We start from the raw sequence: 17,843 nt of genomic DNA, 5'->3' as shown, positions 1-17,843 counted from the left end.
AGAGTTGAAAGTTGAAAGGTGAAAGGTGGAAGATGGAAGGTGAAAAGTGAAACGTGGAAGGTGAAATTGAAAGGTGAAATTGGAAGGAAGAAAAGATAAATTGTTGCAGTCGGAAGCACGGATTTTGGGGTGAAAGGGGAGTGAACCACTAGTGAATCCTGAGTGAATGGAATGAAGGTCGGAATTCGGAGGTTAGATCGGAGGTCTGAGGTCTGAAGTCGGAGGTCAGAAGACTGAAGTCGGAGGTTAGTAGTCGGAGGTGGGACCTGAAGGTAAAGGAAGCGAAGAAGGAGCTTCTTACGAGAATTGTACCGGTATGAGAATGAAATATAAACCATTTAAATTTTTGCCTATGGAGCAATGAAAGATTAAATGAGGTGATTATCCGCCGGGGGCGGGCTAACCAAACGAAGGCAAAGAAAGACCTGCCACATGGTCAATAGCTTACTGTTGCTTTAAACACAAACACTGGTGCATTACAGTTATTGGGTTCTAATCCCGAATGGTGCCGTTAGTATGGTGAGGTCCGCCCGGGTCGGACAGTACACCGAACGCGAAATAGGCGGTAAGTATGAAGACTCTGCTAAAAGATTTATTACTTTTGCCCCACAATCAAAGCATCAAATGAACTATTGGCTAATAAAATCCGAACCTCACAAATACAGCTGGGAACAATTTAATAAAGACGGTAAAACATTTTGGGATGGTGTCCGGAATTATCAGGCAAGAAATAATTTAAGGGAGATGAAAACAGGGGACCTGGTTTTGTTTTACCATAGCAATGAAGGAAAAGAGGTGGTTGGAATTGCGAAAGTGGTTGGTGAGTCGTATCAGGATCCGACAACGGAAGATACCAATTGGTTGGTTGTTGACTTCGCCCCGGTAGAGCCGCTAAAAAAGCCGGTTACTCTTGCCCAGATCAAAGCTGAACAAAGTTTAAAAGATATCGCTTTAATAAAAAACGGACGAATCTCCGTTGTTCCATTGAAAGCAGAAGAGTTCGATAAGATCCTGGAGATGGGAAGTTAAAACTTTGTGCCTAGCTTCGGAAGCTACCTGCCGTAAAGTGGTGTATTATACTTGGTGCGATTACTCTTTAAAGAAAAGGGATTTAAGCTCATTTGCATCATTAGGTTCCATTTTCCCGGCTAGAATTAAACGCAATTGTCTGCGACGTAATGCGCCCTCAAACAGCTCCACCTCGTCCGGGGTTTCTGGCTTAATCTCAGGGACGGGAATAGTTCGCCCACTTTGATCTACTGCAACAAAAGTATAATAGGCCTCATTCGATTTAGCCCTTGTACCCGATGGAATATTTTCCGCCCAAACATCGAGTCTTACTTCCACTGAAGTGTGAAAAGCGCGTGTCACCTTAGCCTCAATGGTGATTACATCTCCTAATTTAATAGCTTGTTTGAAAGATACATTATCAACCGAAGCGGTTACCACAATTCTATTGCAATGCTTCTGAGCCGAAATCGCAGCGGCAATATCCATCCAGTGGAGAAGCCTTCCGCCCATTAGATTGTTCAAAGTGTTGGTATCGTTGGGAAGAACTAACTCATTCATTATAGTGAAGGAGTTTTTTGGGGTTTTAGTGTGGATGGACATAGGGCAAAGATAAACTTTACGATTTTTGTTATGTATCCGAAAAGTTATTTTATTTATTTATAATAATACCTACATTGTTTTTTGAAATCAGCTTTGGGTTCTTAAAATTGAGGTCGACATAAAATGATGGTAAAAGGCCGGGTAATTCATCTAAAACAATTGAGCTAAACATACTAAAACTAAAAAATGAAGGAAAAAAAAGAAAAGAAGGTTTCTGATAATTCACGGAGAACTTTTATCAAAGGCAGCGTTGCTGCAGTTGCGGGATTTACCATTGTTCCGCGTCACGTGCTGGGAAGAGGTTTTCTTGCACCGAGTGACACACTGTATATTGCAGCAGTCGGCGCAGGCGGCAAAGGAGAAAGTGACATTTCCGGATTTGTAGGCAGCGGTAAGGCTAAGATGGCATTTTTATGCGATGTGGATGAAAAACGGGCCGGAAGAACATACACGAAATATCCTGATGCTAAGCGATATGTCGACTGGAGAGAGATGTTCGATAAAGAGCATAAAAAATTTGATGCCGTTTCCGTATCAACTCCGGATCATACCCATGCAGTTGTAGGTTCTGCAGCTATGGTATTAGGCAAACACTGCTGGATCCAAAAACCACTGGCACATGACGTTTTTGAAGTACGTGTTCTTGCAGATCTTGCCAAAAAGCATAAAGTAGTCACCCAAATGGGTAACCAGGGATCATCAAACGATGGTGTAAGGCAAATGCGTGAGTGGTATGAAGCTGGAGTTATTGGAGATGTAAGCGAAGTTCAGATCTGGACTAACCGTCCGGTTTGGCCCCAGGGTAATTTGAACTGGCCTACAAAAACGGCCACACCTCCACCTCATTTAAACTGGGATCTGTGGCAAGGTACTGCTCCGGCAAGAGCTTTCCCTGCTCCGGCTTCTGAGGGTGGTATTGATCTGGCTCCTTTTAACTGGAGAGGATGGTGGGAATATGGAACGGGCGTCCTTGGCGACATGGGTGCTCACTTTATTGAAGCACCAATGAGTGTTTTGGGTCTTCAGCACGTATCTGAAGTGCAAACCAGTTCCAGCGGTTCCGGTTATTTCCCTGAAACGGGACCTGCTTCAAATTATAGCATCATGACCTTTCCAAAAACTCCAGTGACACAGGGTCCTGTGAAAATCCATTGGATGGATGGCGGCATACAGCCTCAGCGTCCGGAAGAATTAGATCCATCAGAGCGTTTTGGAGGTGGTGATGGCGGAATGCTGTTTATCGGCACAAAGGGTAAAATGATGGCAAACTGCTACGCTGCCAACGCACGGCTTTTACCGGTTTCACGTATGGATGAAGTAACGTTGCCTAAAAAATATGCAAGGGTGAAAGACCAGGCCAATGGGCATTACGCACAATGGGTTGAAGCTTGCCTGGCAGGTTATGGCAACATGGAAACGAGTTCTCCTTTTGATAAGGCAGCCTTGTTATCAGAGGCCATGTTAATGTGTAATCTGGCTATCAGAGGTCATGACCTCTTTACTGAAACGCCGGGAGCAAATGGCAGACCTCCGCGCAAATTCTATCCTACCCGCGGCATTAATTTGTTATGGGATGCTGAAAATATGAAAGTTACTAATGTTGACGAAGTCAATCGATTCGTTAAACGCGAGTACAGGGCTCCATGGAAACTTAGTGGAGTATAAGTCTTCGAAAAAAAGAAGCAGGAAATGAAATTTTATTCGGTATAACGGATAGGTTCAGATGTCGGAAATCCATCCGACATCTGACCTCCGGCTTCCGATTTCGGTCTTCCTACCTCTTCACCGTATTGAGCTCCGTAAACCCCACCAACTCATCCCACCTCGAACCTGGTCTGCGGTAATAAAAGTAAATCTGATAATCATTTTCGGTCTGAAAGTGAGAACCGTCGAATACTACATCATCACGTGTCTTACCATCCTTACTCACCCAGATATAATGGTAATCGAAAACACCTTGCTTGACGAATATAGATCCGCGGAAGCGTTTGCTGATGTCATCAAAAGCCATTTTATCTCTAAGCTGGTAGTTATTGAACTGCCCGACTACATAAGCTTCACCATCATCTGAAGGCCGTTTGGCGGCAAGTGATACGTGAACTGTTGCATAGTCGGCGTCAGTCCGGTTATCGCGTCCATCGGTATTGCGGATAAAGAAATCGCCGTTCTCATCATACACGAAAGTATATCCCAGCCGGTTTTCCGGAAGATCAGGAAGAAGGACTATGGTATTGGCCGTATCCTGATTGATCTGGTCGATACGTTCCGTCCTGAAACGCAGGCTGCGAATATCAAATCGCCTGAATTCAGAGCCACCCAGGAAATCAGTTCCGCGCATATCATTATAAACTAATTGGCCGGGCCGTATAAAGGTGGGGCGGAGGACAGTTTGGACATTATCAGGCCTGTTATTTTGCGCAACAAAAGCCTTTACATCCAGGTAAGGGTTGCTGATATTGAGCTGCCCGTGATTAACTACGAAATTGATTTTCTGTCTTTGATCACGCTCACTGACGATGTTCGAAGCGACTACCTCGGCACCGATACTCACCAGGGGATTGATAATGTACATGCGACGTGTAAGCAGGAGTTTCCGCTGGTCATTATCTTCATAAACCTTCAGTAAATAGTTCCCCGAAATCTTAGGCCTGACGTTCAGGTTCGGGATAATCAATTCGTAATGGGTATACTTTTGGAGCGTATTGAAAGATGAACGGTAGTCAATGATGCGGTCTTCGGTAAATGTTTCAACGAAATCGATAGGGGATAAGCGGCTGCTTTTCCATTCGGCATCGCAATGCTCTACTGAATAGGTGATGTTACGTGTGCCACCTCTAAGGTCATCAAAACCCAGCAGTAAGGCTTCGGAGCTGCCCAGAGTAATTACCGGCACAGACTGCTCCCGCGATCGGTTGTAGAATTCTACAGAACGAATTTCAGGTATATAAACAAAGTTTTCATACCTGAGAATGCTTTGAGGTGTTTCGGCAGGCATGACCCTGGCTTTTTTCTGAGCAGAGCAGGAAATGATGGAAAATGTCAGTAAGAAAAGTAAAATTGATCTTCGCATAGTCTATTGGTTGTTACGCGAAGATAAATTTACTTTCCTTCGAGTTCCATGATCTCATCAGCCATACGTTCCCATTCGGCCTGGGCTTTCAGCAAACGCGGGCTTAATTGCTGATAACGACGGTTTGCTTCAGATAGTTTCTCACTATCCGAATAAACTTCTTCTTTCGCCAGTTCAGCCTCTGCATTTTTTACCGAAGTTTCGAGCTCTGCAATCTCCTCTTCCAGCTTCTGAAGTGCCTGATTTAGCTTCTTAAGATCGTTCTGTTTATTTTCTGTCTGAATCTGTGGTTTTTCCTCTTTTTTGACTTCCTTTTTAGGAGCATCCTGCACAATTACCTTTGGCACGTAAACCCGTTTCGAATTCCATTCTTCATATTCTGCATATGTTCCCGGATATTCCTTGATTTCCTGATCTTCAATAAACCAGATTTTATTGGCCACATTGTCTAAAAGGTACCTATCGTGAGATACGACAATAAATGTCCCTTCGAACTGGTCGAGAGCCTGTATCAGGATGTTCACTGAAGCAATATCCAGGTGATTGGTAGGCTCATCCAGGATCAGGAAGTTAGCATCTGCCGTTAAGGCTTTCGCCAAAGCAACACGTGATTTTTCACCTCCCGACAGGACTTTAATCTTTTTAAAGGCATCATCACCTGTAAACAGGAAGCACCCCAGGATGGAACGTAGCTCGGTTTCCGTATGTTTTGGTGCAAATGCCTGAAGCTCCCGTATGATCTCGTTTTCGAGATGCAAAGCTTCCAGTTGGTGCTGTGCAAAGAAGGTCTGGGTTACATTATGCCCGGTTTCGCACATTCCTGTGAAATTCTTGTCTGCACCGGCAATAATTCGTAGCACCGTCGATTTACCCCGGCCGTTGGCACCAATAAGTGCAATTTTATCTCCTTTTTCAATAGTCGCCGTAGCGTTTTTCAGGATAGGAACTCCCGGATAAGCTTTCGTCAGGTCTTCGATGCGGATGACATGGCGCCCGGACTGCTTACTGAATTTGAAGCTGAAATTAACCGATGGGTTATCATCATCCACATCATCTACACGCTCCATTTTTTCCAGGGCTTTTATACGCGATTGGGCCATCTTGGCTTTACTTGCCTTGGCGCGGAAACGTTCAATAAGTTTTTCTTCCTGTTTTATTTTCGCCTGCTGGTTCTTAAACTGCCCGCTTTGTATCTCTTCACGAAGGCCTTTCTCGTTTACATAGAAACTATAATTTCCAGCGTAAGGGATTAACTTTCCTTTACGGGATTCAACAATCTTTTTTACTACGCGGTCGAGGAAATACCTATCGTGCGAAACGATCACAATAGCACCTTCAAATGCCTGAAGGTAAGTTTCCAGCCATTTAATCGATGGTAAATCCAGGTGATTGGTTGGCTCATCCAGAAGGAGTATGTCAGGCGCCTGAAGTAGTATCCGCGCAAGCATTACCCTCATTCGCCATCCCCCGGAAAACTCAGCCAGGGTACGGTGGGTATCTGCTTCACTAAATCCTAGTCCGGCCATGATCTCATGGGCACGGTATTCAATATTATAGCCGTCGAGCGCTTCGAACTCAGTTTGTTTATCACTGAGCTTATTGATCAGCTCGTCGGTGTATTCTGTTTCGATTTTCTTGAGCAATACCTCAATTTCGGCATGCAGCTGGTTTTGGCGCTCGAAAGCTTCCATCGCAACATGCAAAATGCTTTTATCTGATTGATAGGAAAGAAGATCCTGGTTTAGATATCCGATCTTAATATCCTTGGCCATGGATATCGTGCCGCTTGTAGGGGCATAATCGCCTACAATTATCTTTAGAAGTGTTGTTTTTCCGGTTCCATTGGCACCGATTAGTCCAATTTTTTCACCGGGTTTTATATGCCAGTTAGCGTCGTCGTATAATGCCCTTGCACCGATCTCGAACGTGAGGTTATTTATCGCAATCATTTCGCGCAAAACTACGGAAATTATGTGTTTATTTTTTGCCCGGGTAAAGAGCTTAGTAAAAGGCTCAGTGTTTTCAATTTTGGGCTGTGATACCATTATTAAAAATTAAGCGTTCTTAGGCTATAAAATTGTTGCGTATTCCTAAAAAGAGTAAACTTAAACTAAGAAAAAATGAGAAGCTTAATCAAAATTGGCAGTACACTGCTTGGTGCTGTAGTGATGTTGTCGTCATGTGAAAAGGATGATTCCACAGGCAGTGGTCAGCTGTCGTATCGTGTTAAGCCTGCAAATTATACTGCATCCGTGGGTGGTTCTATCTCAGGAAGCGGCTTAGTTGTTGGCGTAAATTCAAACTCAAGTATAACCTGGACTTCCGGCTCATTGTATATAAATGAAATCGATTTTGAGGCAGAAAGCAAAAATACCGAGATCGAATTTGAACTTAAGAAACCTGTCAGTGTTGATTTATTTAATCTGAGCCCACTTTTAGGGAGTGTATCGATCCCTGATGGTACTTATGACGAGGTGGAATTAAAACTAGAATTGAAAAAATCGGATACCAATATGCCATTGACGTTGAAAGGAACTTATACGGATGCTAATGGGGCTAAAATTCCGGTTGAGTTTTATTTTAACGAAGATTTTGAATTGGAAGTAGAAGCTGAGGACCTCATTGTTAATGGAAGTAATGATTACCTGGGCCTGATTAATGTTCAGCTAAATAAGTTCATGACAAATGTGATATCCGCAGATTTGAGCAACGCTTCAAAGACAAACGGAGTAATCGTTATATCCAGTACTTCAAATGCAAATCTGTATTCTAAGTTAAAAGCTAATCTGAAGGCATTCGCTGAATGCGATTTCGAGGATTAAGCTAAATATTGAGCTAACAGGCTTACCATATATTACTTTTCAAATGGCTGAATAATTATTTGTTTGTTCAAATAATATTCAGCCATTTTTTTCTTATTTTACTTAGGGCCCAAAATCCTTTCCTGATAGCATTTTCTTGGCGTACAATTTGATTAGAATAAATTAGTTCGCGAAGTTCATCAATGCTTATTCAAAATTCTACATGCCACGCTGGTTAAATCTAACGCTGAAAATAGGCGGGATACTTATTGCTCTTGTCCTTGTCCTATGGATGGGCCTTGCAGCCTATGTATATTCAAACAAAGCGAAATTACTTCGAACGGTTACCAAGCAGCTCAACGAGAACCTTAACGGGAAGCTTACCATCGAGCGGATGGAACCCTCATTAATTCAGGGTTTCCCAGGTATCTCGGTGGGGCTTGAGAATGTATTGCTTCGCGATAGTCTTTGGGATAAGCACAAACACGATCTTCTGAGAGCGAAAAACGTATTTATTAAAATCGATGCATTTTCAATTCTTACAGGTTCTCCTACTATCAGGGACATCCGGATAAGTAATGGGACTATTTACCTTTTTACAGATAGTTCAGGGATAAGAAACACTGATATTTTTAAGAAGCGCGATAGCACCAAGGCTGGAAAAGGCGGAGGAAGTAACAGGATTAACCGCGTGCGGCTGGATAAAGTGATGCTAACTATTGACGATAAACTTAAGAACAAGCATTTTAAGTTTAACGTGGATGATTTTGACGGCAGGATCAATTACAATAGTGATGGCTGGAAAGGCAATGTGAAAGTAATGGCTAAAGTAGAAGCATTTGCTTTCAATACAAAACGAGGAAGTTTCCTGCGAAATAAGAATCTGGACCTTGATCTCGATATGGTTTACAATGATGAACAATATCACTTAACCATTCCGGAGCAGGAGATTGGCATTGATGACGACGATATTTTTATTGGCGGTGATTTCAAGTTCGCTCCGAATAACACGGATTACAAACTGAGCGTAAAGGCACCGTCTATTCTTTATAAGGATGCTCTGACCTTGTTATCCTCACATGTTACTAAAAGACTTACCCGGTATAGTGTAAAAAATCCTGTAGAGGTCCGGGCTACCCTTCGCGGTAAATTAAAAAAGGGTGGGGAGCCATTTATTGACGCGTATTGGGTGGTGAATGATAACGAGATAGGCATGTCAGGTGAAACTATAACCAATGCCAGTTTCACGGGCAGCTACAGTAATGAGTGGATTAAGGGTGGCCCCAGGAATGATCCCAACTCGGTAATCATTTTCAATAAATTGAAAGGGGAATACTATGATATACCATTCACCGCTGATTCAATTAGAATTACTGATTTGAGAAGACCAGTGTTTACGGGGCGTTTCATTTCTTCATTCCCTTTAGCGAAGTTGAATAAGGTCTTTGGCGGTTCAACTTTCCTGTTCAATGCAGGAAGCGCGGAATTGGATCTGATTTACAAAGCACCCTTCGATCAAAATGATACTGGCCAGCGTTTTATTTACGGTTCGATTCATGTTCACGATGCAAAAGCTGCGTATAAACCACGTAATCTTACCTTGCAGGACATGCAGTTAGAAATGAATTTCAAAGGTCTGGATCTTTCTATTGACAATATAAAATTGAGAAGCGGCACCTCTTCATTGACTATGAAGGGTGAAGTAAAGAACTTTTCAAATCTGTACTATTCCGATCCTCAGAAAATGCTTATCAACTGGCAGGTTAGCAGCCCTCAGATCAATTTGAATGAGTTTCTTGTTTTCCTGGGCAGGAGAAATGTCAGCAGTCCGACAGACGCCGGGGGTGTAAAGAAGATCTCAGGAAACCTGGAGCGGATGCTGGCACAGGCTAGTATGAACTTGAACCTGAATGTTAAAAAAGTACTTTACAAGAAATTTGCAGCAACTGATGTGCGCGGGGGGATTACTTTGAAGCAATCGGGGATAGCTCTGAATAATTTGAGCCTCAAGCAGGGTGGAGGGAGCCTTAATATAACCGGAAATATCGATCAGACAGGAAAAATTAACAAGTTTAATGTCGACACAAAGATCAATAATGTCAATGTCGAACAGCTGTTTAATGCTTTTGACAATTTTGGACAGGACGCGATAACCAGCAATAATCTACGCGGAACATTTTTCGGTGGTACCTCTATTTCTGGCTCTATGAGCGACAATGGTGTGATAGTGCCGCGGTCCTTCAGAGGAAATGTCACGTTTGATATCCGGAATGGTGCCCTGGTGAATTTTGAGCCTATGAAAAAGGTCGGAAACTTTGCTTTTCCGAACAGGGATTTCTCTAATATCCGATTTACAAGCCTTAAAAACACTTTAAATATCCAGGGAGATAAGGTTATTATCCCGCCTATGGAAATCCGTTCGAGTGTTTTGAATATATTTATGGAGGGTGTTTACAGCTTTACTAAAGGAACGAATATTGCCATTAAAATTCCGTTAAGGAATCCGGGTAAAGACGAAGCCACGGAGGTGAAAGTTGCCAGAAAAGACCGCGACCTCAAAGGCATAGTTATTAATCTCAGGGCATTGGATGGTGAAGATGGCAAGGTAAGGTTCCGTCTGGGCAAAAATGCTCCTGAGGACTATAATAAATAATGTAGGTCTGTATTAATTGTCAAACCTGTAACTTCGCGGGATGTACCAGATTATAAAACCCTTTTTGTTCAAATTCGACCCCGAGAACATACACCATTTTGTAACGGGCGGACTGCGTGCCGTTAACCGTATTTGGGGGGTAAAGCCTTTATTAAAGCAGGCATATCAGCTGGAGGATAATCGTCTTGAAAGGGAGGTGTTTGGATTGAAGTTCAAGAACCCGCTTGGCCTCGCTGCAGGCTTTGATAAAAACGCAGATTTTATTGAAGAACTCACCGAATTTGGATTCGGATTTATTGAGATCGGCACAGTAACCCCTTTGCCGCAATCTGGCAATGAAAAACCACGCATGTTCAGGCTCCCGGCCGATGAAGCATTGATTAACCGTATGGGGTTCAATAACCAGGGTGTCGATGTGGTAGCGCATCGTTTGAGTAAGCTTGACCGCAAGGGCCTGATCATTGGCGGGAATATCGGTAAAAATAAACAAACGCCTAATGAGGACGCGCTAAGTGATTATATTAAATGCTTTGATAAGCTTTTTGATGTAGTGGATTACTTTGTCGTTAATGTCAGCTCACCGAATACGCCTGGATTACGTGAACTACAGGAAAAGGAACCATTAAAGAATATTTTAAATACACTGCAACAGCGGAACCATAAAAATGATATTAGCCGGCCCATCCTGCTAAAGATAGCGCCGGATCTTTCAGATTCGCAACTCGACGACATTATCGAGATCGTTATGGAAACGAAGATCGCGGGAGTTATTGCAACAAATACTACGATATTCAGAGAAGGACTAACATCACCTGGAAATATTTCCAAAGAAACAGGCGGTTTGAGCGGCAAACCCCTCACAAAGCGCTCAACAGAAGTTATACGTTACCTCTCAGAAAAATCAAATAAAGCTTTTACGATAATTGGGGTAGGCGGTATCCATTCGGCGGAAGATGCAATTGAGAAGATTAACGCCGGTGCAACGCTGGTGCAGATTTATACAGGGTTTGTGTATGAAGGGCCGGGATTGGTGAAGAGGATATTGAAGGGGGTTTTGAAGGTCGTTAGTTAGGAAGGGGCTAGAGGAGGTCCCTCGCTGCGCTTCGGGATGACGAGCGGGTGGTTATTTATTATAAAGGTCGCTATTGGGCTTGAGGTCCCTCGCTGCGCTTCGGGATGACGACCATCGCAGCGTGTGGGTGAATGGAGATTTCTCCTCGCCGGACGTTAGTTTTAAATTATCAAATGTTTCCTGGCTCGTCGAAATTGTCCCCATTACTAACTTTTGTGTACCATTGACTAAGTGGTTTTTCTTTAAATATGGATTGGGGTTACCTTCCATTATGAAAAAGGGGGGCTACGTATATATGATGACTAATAAACACAAAACAACCCTTTATATCGGGGTGACTTCTGACCTAGACCCTACATGGAATGACCTATGGGAGGAAATTCAAAAGAAATAACATTTCGACGAGCGAGGGGTTTTACAATCATTTACTGGGCCCGTGCCGCGAGGAGAAATCTCCCTCCCCTAAAAAACAAACAGCCGTCATCCCGAAGAGCAGCGAGGGACCTCCCAAAAAAAAATCCCAACCATCTCTGGTCAGGATTGAATTTTCTAAAGAAGAATCTCTTACTTCTTAGCTGCAGCTTCGATCTTAGCTAATACTGCATTGTTCTTGCTGATCTGGCTTGTTGATTTTTCAGCTGAACGGCTTCCAGTTTCAATATTGCGGCCTAATTTCAAAAATTGAACCTCTAAACGTGAAGTGGTTTTATTCTTTCTGTCTTTTCTTTTTAAACGTGTAACGCCCATGGTTTTAAATTTTAATTTTTTTGTTGAGGTCAGGACCGGATTCGAACCGGTGTAAAAGGTTTTGCAGACCTCTGCCTAGCCACTCGGCCACCCGACCTTATGTAAAGGACTGCAAAAGTAGCAATTTATTATTGCTCGCCCAATAAATTTATGAATTTCTTCTCATCTCGGAACAAAATATCGAAGCAGATACCGCTACATTCAGTGATTCAGCCTCTCCGAACCGCGGAATGGTCACCGGGAATTGGATTCGACGGCTAATTTCACTTCGGATTCCATTTCCTTCGTTGCCCAAAATTAAAATTCCTTCGCTGCCGAATTCGGTTTTATAGATTGAATTGCCTTCCAGAAGTGCACCGAAAACAGGAACATCAGCCTGTTCCAAAAATTTATCCAGGTTTGTATAGGAAACGTGCACCCTGGAAAGCGAACCCATAGTTGCCTGGACCACTTTGGAATTATAGGCGTCTACCGTATCTCCTGAGCATACGAGATACTTTATTCCAAACCAATCCGCCGTACGGATGATAGTACCTAAATTTCCGGGATCCTGTATACCATCAAGTGCGATTGTGAAACAACCTTTTAGCATTTGCGTTGTTAAAGTTCTGTGTTCTGGAATTTTTACGAGTGCGAGGATTTGTTGGGGTGAGCTTAAAGCACTGATTTTTGTCAGTTCGGAAATGCTAATCTCAATTGGCTTTATATTGTGTGATAAATTGCCCAACTTTGGCATCACATTTTCAATATAATAGATAGTGTCGACTGTATAATGAGAATGAATAAATTCTGAGACGGATTTTAAGCCTTCCACGACAAAAAGGCCGTGTTCTTTTCGGATTTTTTTTTGCTGTAACGATTTTATAAAACTTATTTGAGACTTTGAAATCATACTCTATCTACCGTAGTTTCTCACTTGCAAGTATACTGCTTTTGATCTTAATTCTATCCGCCTGCAATGCTACACGCTATCTTGCCGAGGATCAGGCGCTGGTTACGAGCGTAGAACTGGATAGTGTGGACAAGGAATTTGCAGCAAGCGCCCTGACTTTCGTACAGAACGATATCCGCCCTAATTCGCGCCTTAACCTGGCTCTTTACAATTTTTTTAATACTAAAAACGGCAAATACCGGACCGACCGTGTTCGTGCCATTGGGGAGGCTCCCCATATACTCGACAGTTCCCTGGTTGAAATTTCACGGATACAGATCGAAAAGTTCTTAGCTACCAAAGGCTTTTTCATGGCGAAGGTGAAAAGCGACATCCAGGTGGAAAAGAAGAAAGCCACCATAACATTTACCGCTAAACAGGGACCGGAATTTAAGATCAGTTCCATCACACATGAAATTGCGGATTCGGCCGTTGCGCAGCTTTATGAGGCAAATCGCGCTAGTTTTACGCGTATGAGGGAAGGTGCGCGTTTTGATTCTGATTCCTTAAACTATGAACGTGAGCAGATTTACAGGCTTATGAAGGAAAACGGTTATTTTGATTATCTGCGGCAGTTTGTGAGGTTTGATGTCGACAGTAATTTAAATAGCAGCCAGGCTAAAGTTACCATGTATCTGGCCAACCCAACCGATAAGCCTGCCCATCAGGTTTACACTATTGATAATAGTTTGGTAACTATCCGTGATAGTGAGGGATTAACAGACAGCCTCATCGTTGATACAATTACCGTCGATACGCAATATCGTTTTGTAGATTATTCGCAAAAGTTTGAACCGAAACCTATAAGCAAATACCTGTTTATCAATAAGGGTGAAAAATACAATATCAATAAAGAAGATTTAACGTACGACAGGCTTTATGACCTGAATGTGTTCCGCACAATTAAGATTGATTATGCTAAGACCAGTGATAGTACTAACCGCCTGCAACCCCGTTACGATATTGTACCGCTAAAGCGGATGAGCAACAGGGTTGAGGGGGAGTATACATTCAATTCGGGCCGAAACGGTTTTAATATCGGTAATACTTATACGAACCGAAACCTTTTCGGGGGAGCTGAAATGCTGGAAATTAAGGCTAAGTACGGACTGCTTTTCGATGCTAATGCGACCGGAAGCCTGATTGACAGGATTTTTAGCAGAGACCTCCAGCTGGGTGCTAATTTAATTTTCCCGAAGCTTTTAGTACCTTTCCCAATCCCAGTTATTGGTAAGAACGGAGTCCCGCATACGACCGTTTCCAGCAGCTTGCAGCTATTTGATCAGAAGGATGCCTTTTCGAGCCGGGTATTTATCAATGCGATTACTTACGACTGGGTAGAGACAAAATACAAGTTTCACTCCCTGACGCCAATTAATATTGAATTCAGAAAGGGTATACTTAATTCAGTTTTTAGAGATAGTTTGCGGCAGCGGGGCTACGAACTCTATGTGCGTACCAATAACAGGGCTTTCTTTAATCTGGGAAGTCAGTATGCATATACCCTTAATAATATCAGGTTAAACACCTACAGCAATTTTATATATTTCAGGGGTGCCATAGATGCGGCAGGAAACACCCTGGGCTTACTGGACCGGGTTATTAAATTCCCTACGGATTCGACGGGTGCAAAGACATTATTTGGCCTGCCTTATCAGGAATACGTGAAAACGGAGTTTGATGGCAGGTTATACCGGTCGCTGGGTGGTGAAAAGCAAGTCATTTTCCGGCTCAATACGGGTATCGGGATTCCTCACGGCAATAGCCAGCAACTGACCTTTGAGAAAAATTTCTTCGCCGGGGGATCAAGCGGGGTCAGGGCATGGCAGGCAAGGACCCTAGGTCCTGGCAATTATAACAGATCTTCTTTGGGAACTGGCGGACGGGCCGATACCCTGAGGAGGAATTTGAGAAATCTGGATCAACTGGGGGAATATAAGCTTGAAGGAAACCTGGAATACCGCTTTACAATGGCCGAAAACTTTTTGAATGCAAAGATTAAAGGAGCCGGATTTGTCGATTTTGGAAACGTTTGGAGAAAGAAATCTAAGGCGAGCATGATTGAAAACCCGGGCGGGGAATTTGCGTTTAATAAATTCCTCGGGCAGCTGGCAGTTGGTACGGGCGCTGGTCTACGCTTCGACCTGAATTACTTCGTTTTTAGATTCGATGTGGGTATCAAGGTTAAAGATCCGCAATTTAGAGGGTCGGATCAGTACGTACTTAAATATCTCTTCAACAGATCTGGTCTGAAAGATTTGAAAGAGAGATATGAGGTTACGAATAACCCGGATGTGTACAGGTTGATTCAGTATAATTTTGGGATAGGGATGCCTTTCTAGGTCAGAGGCTTTAAAACAAGCCTTTCAGTCCGTCTACCACTGTATCGAAGAATGTCGGGATACCAAGGCCGTTCTTGGAATTGAATATCAGGAAAGCTACTAATATGATCCCACCAATAATGATAAATTTCTTGAATAGGGTAGCTAGCACTATTATAGCAAGAGGAACCAGAATCAGAAACAACCAGCTTATTTTATAAGGACTAAGGTTGTCACCTTTCTTATAGACATAATAAAGCTTTCCATGTGTGCCAGCTTCGTTTTCATGCCTCAGATACAAAAATGTCGACTTATCGATTGGCTGCGCTGGTACGGCCACTCCATCATTAAATTTTAATTCCTGCTGAAAACCATTGATGCTGAACTGAAATGTGCCATTAAAGGTCTCAATAGGTTTGTCGTTAATATCCGCAGCGATTATAGCGATCTTATTATTTTTCAGCAGGTTTTCTTTGACTACAAAATTATTCAACGCAATTTGCTGTACGGATACCGCTTCATTCTGAGCCATGGCTAGGGCAGCCGTGAGACTCAACAAGCAAAAAAGTAGGGTACGGGTTAAAATTTTCATTCAAATGAACGCTTATTGTAAATTAAAAATCCTGCATGGAACATTACACCGAACCGCTTATTGTCATCATCGTAATGATTCAAACTCAGGCTTATCGGGCCTACTAATGTATGATAAACTAAGCCGGCAGTTGCAGCTAAATAACTCTTAGCGAAAAGGTCGCCATAACTGACAGACTGTAGCTTGTTAAGCTCATATTCTTCCACAGGCTGAAAGATATAAAATTCTGCCCTTGCATCGAGATTTTTCCCTAAGTTAAATACATTCTTAATTCCCAGGGCGCCATAAGAGTTTGCCCGGAATTTTTCCAGATACAAGGATTTAGAGTCCTGCAGCGGATAAAATGCCGGAGCACTGAGCAGTGTTGATTTGTACGTACTGAAAGCTGGCTTATTACTAATAACAATTTCTGTCAGGTACCCGAATGAATATCGTTTTATGTGAAATGGATATTGCTCACGGCTTAATTTTGCCTGGAACCAATTGCGGTTAATCAGTTTCTCACCAACAGGACTAAAGCTTACTTCGCCCCTGAGAATATTGCCCGGGATATATTTTTCTTTACCACTATACACGTTTATCCCCACACGGAACGAAGATCCTTCTGTAGCATACATCCTTCGGTTTAGAAGGTTTTTACTAAATGTGAGTGACGACGTTAGCCCGTCAAAGCTGCTGCGGTCCAGAATGTCACCAAACTGGAAGCGGCGGTTGGGACTGTAATGATCGGAAAAGTTTATAATACCCGCCTGCAGTTCCATTTTTCCATTATTACTTAATGGAAAGCCAAGTTTTACTGCGCTCTTCTTATCTGACTGTTCGATGAACGTGGGATCGATATCTTCAATAAAGATCTGGCTTTTGTTAAAATAATTCCAATGGTTGTAGGTGAATTCCGCTTCTACGAAAAAGGGAAGTCTGCCGGGCACATCCATCCGTGACATGCCCTGAGCAGACTCGTAGAATCCGCCTGCGTAAAAATTTGCTGAAAACGTATAAGAGTTTTTCCTGAGGTAATTATACTGCAGGCCAACGTAAGCATTACTGATTGGCCGTGTAGAGACCGCGCCGCCAAAGTCGAGTTTGAAGTTTTTCTCCCTCTGAACCTGAACTTCAAAATCATAACCATCGGTGTTGGGTTCGCGGCGTATTCTAGGGTATACCGTTTCAAAATTATCGTCCGCTACGAGTTTATAATATCCCGGCTTGAGCTGTTCAATCGTGGGGTTTTCTATAACCGAACTATTAATGACTGTTTCGACATACCTTTTTTGCCTGGGATTGACGCCTGTTGCCAGAATTTCATCGAATTCCAGGGTTGATTTTCTATTTTTAAACTTTGCCCTTTTTATAGCCAGTTCTTCGGCGCTTGTACGCGCGCTAACTGAATTTTTAATATCGACCATATTTGCTATTGTCGCATCATAGCCCCTTTTTATTAGTTCCGCAACGGGTGAAAAATCGGTAGTGCTAAATCCTGTCAGGTCGGGTTGAATATAGGCCCCATTTTTTCCAATAGATGTAGAATCGGATTTGGATAAGAACATATAAACCAGGAAGCGGTTCATTAACTTCTCATCATCTTCCTTTGGATAGTCATTGAAAATTTTCGAAGAAACGTTCGAACCTATCATATAATCCGGTTTGAACTCTTTTTTCAGGACGTCTACAGGGAAATTATTGTACAGGCCACCATCGAAAACATACTTTTCGTTTACTTTGACCGGCCGGTATACCAGCGGGACAGTAAAGGTACCTCTAATAGCCTCAGGTAAACTGCCCATTGATACGGGAATCATTTCCTGGGAAAGCACATCGGCCACGATACATCTGAATGGCACGAATAGCTTATCAAAGTTATCTCCGGCATTGACAGAAGCCTGGCCGAAAAGTTCCAGGAGAGCATAATTAAGGGGTACATCATTAATCAGGTTCGACCTTAGTTTGATATTAAAACCCGTGTCGACCTGTAGTTTGGCCGTGAGAAAGGAGGGGTTTTCGGGTTTCTTATTAAAGAAAAAGCGGTAATTGTTTTTGAAATTTCC

13 protein-coding genes and 1 tRNA gene are annotated in these 17,843 nt (G+C 42.8%); 6 read left to right on the top strand and 8 right to left on the bottom strand.

Going from position 1 to position 17,843, the window contains the following annotated elements:
• Positions 1–624: 624 nt before the first annotated feature.
• Complete coding sequence (locus WBJ10_RS11040) at positions 625–1,029, top strand: EVE domain-containing protein (RefSeq protein ID WP_424290253.1); 405 nt, start codon at positions 625–627, stop codon at positions 1,027–1,029.
• Positions 1,030–1,089: 60 nt separating this feature from the next.
• Here WBJ10_RS11040 and WBJ10_RS11035 read toward each other — a convergent pair whose 3' ends face one another.
• A complete protein-coding gene (locus WBJ10_RS11035; RefSeq protein WP_424290249.1) occupies positions 1,090–1,611 on the bottom strand; it encodes an acyl-CoA thioesterase in 522 nt (173 codons plus the stop codon).
• A 186-nt stretch (positions 1,612–1,797) separates the two neighbouring features.
• On the opposite strand from WBJ10_RS11035, the gene WBJ10_RS11030 reads away from it, so the two are divergent.
• Entirely contained in the window at positions 1,798–3,276 is a 1,479-nt protein-coding gene (locus WBJ10_RS11030) for a Gfo/Idh/MocA family oxidoreductase (RefSeq protein ID WP_424290247.1), read from the top strand.
• A 109-nt stretch (positions 3,277–3,385) separates the two neighbouring features.
• On the opposite strand, the gene WBJ10_RS11025 is transcribed toward WBJ10_RS11030, so the two are convergent.
• Both WBJ10_RS11025 and WBJ10_RS11020 read right to left on the bottom strand, forming a co-directional pair.
• Positions 3,386–4,681, bottom strand: a complete 1,296-nt coding sequence (locus WBJ10_RS11025) for a DUF5103 domain-containing protein (protein WP_424290245.1) — start codon at positions 4,679–4,681, stop codon at positions 3,386–3,388.
• 29 nt (positions 4,682–4,710) lie between these two features.
• The gene (locus WBJ10_RS11020; protein ID WP_424290251.1) at positions 4,711–6,630 is read right to left on the bottom strand and encodes an ABC-F family ATP-binding cassette domain-containing protein; all 1,920 of its coding nucleotides are present in this window, start codon (positions 6,628–6,630) and stop codon (positions 4,711–4,713) included.
• A 171-nt stretch (positions 6,631–6,801) separates the two neighbouring features.
• Here WBJ10_RS11020 and WBJ10_RS11015 point away from each other — a divergent pair, with 171 nt between their 5' ends.
• The 3 genes from WBJ10_RS11015 (at position 6,802) to WBJ10_RS11005 (ending at position 11,207) form a co-directional block, all read left to right on the top strand.
• The gene (locus WBJ10_RS11015) at positions 6,802–7,503 is read left to right on the top strand and encodes a hypothetical protein (RefSeq protein WP_424290243.1); all 702 of its coding nucleotides are present in this window, start codon (positions 6,802–6,804) and stop codon (positions 7,501–7,503) included.
• 202 nt (positions 7,504–7,705) lie between these two features.
• A complete protein-coding gene (locus WBJ10_RS11010) occupies positions 7,706–10,135 on the top strand; it encodes an AsmA family protein (protein ID WP_424290241.1) in 2,430 nt (809 codons plus the stop codon).
• A gap of 40 nt (positions 10,136–10,175) precedes the next feature.
• Positions 10,176–11,207 (top strand): quinone-dependent dihydroorotate dehydrogenase, encoded by a 1,032-nt coding sequence (locus WBJ10_RS11005; RefSeq protein WP_424290239.1) that lies wholly within the window; start codon positions 10,176–10,178, stop codon positions 11,205–11,207.
• A 564-nt stretch (positions 11,208–11,771) separates the two neighbouring features.
• Here WBJ10_RS11005 and WBJ10_RS11000 read toward each other — a convergent pair.
• The 3 genes from WBJ10_RS11000 to WBJ10_RS10990 form a co-directional block, all read right to left on the bottom strand.
• Positions 11,772–11,954 (bottom strand): spore protein, encoded by a 183-nt coding sequence (locus tag WBJ10_RS11000; protein ID WP_424290237.1) that lies wholly within the window; start codon positions 11,952–11,954, stop codon positions 11,772–11,774.
• Between the two features lie 26 nt (positions 11,955–11,980).
• Positions 11,981–12,051: transfer RNA gene (locus WBJ10_RS10995), tRNA-Cys, on the bottom strand.
• Positions 12,052–12,102: 51 nt separating this feature from the next.
• A complete protein-coding gene (locus tag WBJ10_RS10990; protein WP_424290235.1) occupies positions 12,103–12,846 on the bottom strand; it encodes a TrmH family RNA methyltransferase in 744 nt (247 codons plus the stop codon).
• On the opposite strand from WBJ10_RS10990, the gene WBJ10_RS10985 reads away from it, so the two are divergent.
• A complete protein-coding gene (locus WBJ10_RS10985; RefSeq protein WP_424290233.1) occupies positions 12,837–15,227 on the top strand; it encodes a BamA/TamA family outer membrane protein in 2,391 nt (796 codons plus the stop codon). The genes WBJ10_RS10990 and WBJ10_RS10985 overlap by 10 nt on opposite strands.
• Positions 15,228–15,237: 10 nt before the next feature.
• On the opposite strand, the gene WBJ10_RS10980 is transcribed toward WBJ10_RS10985, so the two are convergent.
• Positions 15,238–15,798: a hypothetical protein gene (locus WBJ10_RS10980; RefSeq protein WP_424290231.1), complete on the bottom strand. Its 561-nt coding sequence runs from the start codon at positions 15,796–15,798 to the stop codon at positions 15,238–15,240.
• Positions 15,795–17,843 (bottom strand): patatin-like phospholipase family protein (locus tag WBJ10_RS10975; protein ID WP_424290229.1); only part of this gene is annotated, 2,049 nt, incomplete at its 5' end. The genes WBJ10_RS10975 and WBJ10_RS10980, both read right to left, overlap by 4 nt.

Origin of the sequence: Daejeonella sp. (assembly GCF_049655485.1) — a bacterium.
Taxonomy (GTDB): domain Bacteria; phylum Bacteroidota; class Bacteroidia; order Sphingobacteriales; family Sphingobacteriaceae; genus Daejeonella.
Note: the sequence above shows the minus strand (reverse complement) of the source record. Positions and strands in the feature narration are given on the sequence as shown.

Bases quoted from the DNA above. Each gene is read 5' to 3' on its own strand.
- WBJ10_RS11040 (WP_424290253.1), top strand. From the start codon at position 625: ATGAACTATTGGCTAATAAAATCCGAACCTCACAAATACAGCTGGGAA.
- WBJ10_RS11035 (WP_424290249.1), bottom strand. From the start codon at position 1,611: ATGTCCATCCACACTAAAACCCCAAAAAACTCCTTCACTATAATGAAT.
- WBJ10_RS11030 (WP_424290247.1), top strand. From the start codon at position 1,798: ATGAAGGAAAAAAAAGAAAAGAAGGTTTCTGATAATTCACGGAGAACT.
- WBJ10_RS11025 (WP_424290245.1), bottom strand. From the start codon at position 4,681: ATGCGAAGATCAATTTTACTTTTCTTACTGACATTTTCCATCATTTCC.
- WBJ10_RS11020 (WP_424290251.1), bottom strand. From the start codon at position 6,630: ATGATTGCGATAAATAACCTCACGTTCGAGATCGGTGCAAGGGCATTA.
- WBJ10_RS11015 (WP_424290243.1), top strand. From the start codon at position 6,802: ATGAGAAGCTTAATCAAAATTGGCAGTACACTGCTTGGTGCTGTAGTG.
- WBJ10_RS11010 (WP_424290241.1), top strand. From the start codon at position 7,706: ATGCCACGCTGGTTAAATCTAACGCTGAAAATAGGCGGGATACTTATT.
- WBJ10_RS11005 (WP_424290239.1), top strand. From the start codon at position 10,176: ATGTACCAGATTATAAAACCCTTTTTGTTCAAATTCGACCCCGAGAAC.
- WBJ10_RS11000 (WP_424290237.1), bottom strand. From the start codon at position 11,954: ATGGGCGTTACACGTTTAAAAAGAAAAGACAGAAAGAATAAAACCACT.
- WBJ10_RS10990 (WP_424290235.1), bottom strand. From the start codon at position 12,846: ATGATTTCAAAGTCTCAAATAAGTTTTATAAAATCGTTACAGCAAAAA.
- WBJ10_RS10980 (WP_424290231.1), bottom strand. From the start codon at position 15,798: ATGAAAATTTTAACCCGTACCCTACTTTTTTGCTTGTTGAGTCTCACG.